The organism is Candidatus Zixiibacteriota bacterium, from assembly GCA_022865345.1.
In the GTDB taxonomy this organism is placed as follows: domain Bacteria; phylum Zixibacteria; class MSB-5A5; order MSB-5A5; family RBG-16-43-9; genus RBG-16-43-9.
Genome location: JALHSU010000048.1, coordinates 1 through 2,009, shown reverse-complemented (window position 1 = coordinate 2,009; position 2,009 = coordinate 1). Strand labels below are relative to the sequence as shown.

General features: G+C 39.7%; 2 protein-coding genes. Both read left to right on the top strand.

Annotated features, from left to right (window positions below):
- Positions 1–148 precede the first annotated feature (148 nt).
- Complete coding sequence (locus tag MUP17_02070) at positions 149–1,546, top strand: extracellular solute-binding protein (protein MCJ7457761.1); 1,398 nt, start codon at positions 149–151, stop codon at positions 1,544–1,546.
- 94 nt (positions 1,547–1,640) lie between these two features.
- The coding region (locus tag MUP17_02065; protein ID MCJ7457760.1) for a sugar ABC transporter permease at positions 1,641–2,009 on the top strand (369 nt) is incomplete at its 3' end.

Below are 2,009 nucleotides of genomic sequence, written 5' to 3'. Positions count from 1 at the left end.
TAGAAAGGAGGTTTTATGGTAAAAGAAAAATGAGATTTGTTTAAGTACTGATTAGCCACCTTAAGGTTGTACGTTAAACAAATCTCAGAAAAGATTTTATTAAAAATTGTTGTATAAGTAAAATTATTAAAAGGAGAGTGTAAAAGAAATGAAAAAGTCATTATTGCGGTTGTTAATAATGCTGCTGACTGTATCTATGATAGCAACTTTTTCACTTGCAGGATGTAAGAAGGAAGAAGCAGTAGAAGAAGCACCAGCAGAGGAAGCAGTAGAAGAAGCTCCAGCAGAGGAAGTAGCTCCAGCAGAGGAAGTAGCAGAAGAGGAAGAAGTAGTATTAGGACCAGAAGTAGAGTTAACTATGCTAAACTACCTTGATATTACTTCACCTGAAGCTGCAGGTTGGGATACTATTGTGGAAGCATTTAACGCCAAATATCCCAATATAACACTGACGATTGAAAATAGTTTCGGCGATGCATACCATGAGAAACTTGCTGCGCTGGCTGGTGCAGGAGATCTGCCTGACGTTATGTATCTGTGGCCAAGTGGACGAAGTATTGAAATTTATGAAAATGCGCTTACTGAAGATCTGTTTCCATTTCTAGGCGCAGATATAGACAAATATACTCCTTCTGCTGTTGCTCCCCAATATGATGGTAAACTTTATGAACTTCCTATAACAGCAGGAACTGCATGCCATGTGTTGTATGTTAATACTGCATTGCTGGAAACTCTCGGTCTCAGCATGCCTGCTACATATGAGGAACTTGTTGCAATGGGACCTACCATAAGTGATGCTGGCCTTTATCCTATCTTGATGGCTAATAAAGCTGCCTGGGTTATGCAGTCTTGCCTGTTCAGCGCTCTGGTAGGAAGAATAGCAGGACAGGATTGGATAGATAAAGTAATTACAGGAGAAGCTGCCTTTACAGATCAGGAGTTTGTTGACTCTCTTGCACTTGTAGCAGATCTGTATACCACTGGCTTACTTCCACCTCAAAGCATCCAGTTAGAGTACGGAGATAGTCCAAACCTGTTTGCAACCGGCAGAAGCCCGTTTATGATTGATGGAGATTGGCGAGTAGGTGCACTAACCCCTCTCTTAACTGTAGAGGAACAGGCAGATATTGAACTTGCCGTATTTCCTGATATTGCAGGACAAAAAGGCGAGTCCGGTTCCACCGCTGGCGTTGCATCAACCGGTTTTGGTATGAAAGCAGGTCTTACAGGAGATAAAGCTGATGCTGCATGGAAATGGATTTCCTTCTTTGCAGGGCCTGAGGCAGCAGAGATCAGATTTCTTGGAGAGGGAATGATACCTAATTATATTATGGATCTTTCAGTATATGAGGATGTTCAGCCACTTGTAGTAAAAAGAGCAGCTTTTTATGCTGAAGTCAGCACCAACACAGCTGTGCTTGATGCTGTAATTACCGGTGAACCAATCAATCTAATAAACATCGGTCTCCAGGAATTAGCATTAGGCAATACTACACCTGAAAAATTGGCTGCAGAAATAGAAGCTGCAATGAAATTGGTTCGATAAGATAAGGTTCGGTAAGGTGATAAAATAACCAGTAATGGGCACTACTGTATCCTCCGGTGCCCATTAAATATATTAGAAGGATAGAATATAAAAAATGGGAAAATTCAAAAGGGTATCAATATATATGATCTTTGTTTTTCCGGCATTGGCTGTTTATCTGGCAATAATCGCATTTCCGATAATATCATCTTTTGGCTTGAGTTTTACGGATTATAATATTTATAAAAACCTGGCTATATGGACAGGGTTGGCAAACTATATAAAAATATTCAAAGACCCGATTTTTTGGTTCTCAATGAGAAATAATTTTATTGTTATCTTCGTATCTGTTTTTGGTCAGATACCACTCGGGTTTGGACTGGCATACCTTATATATAGAAAGCTTGTAAAACGTTCAGGTTTTTTTCAGGCTATGGTTTTTCTCCCAACTGTTATTTCCACTATCATTATAGGAATTCTCTGG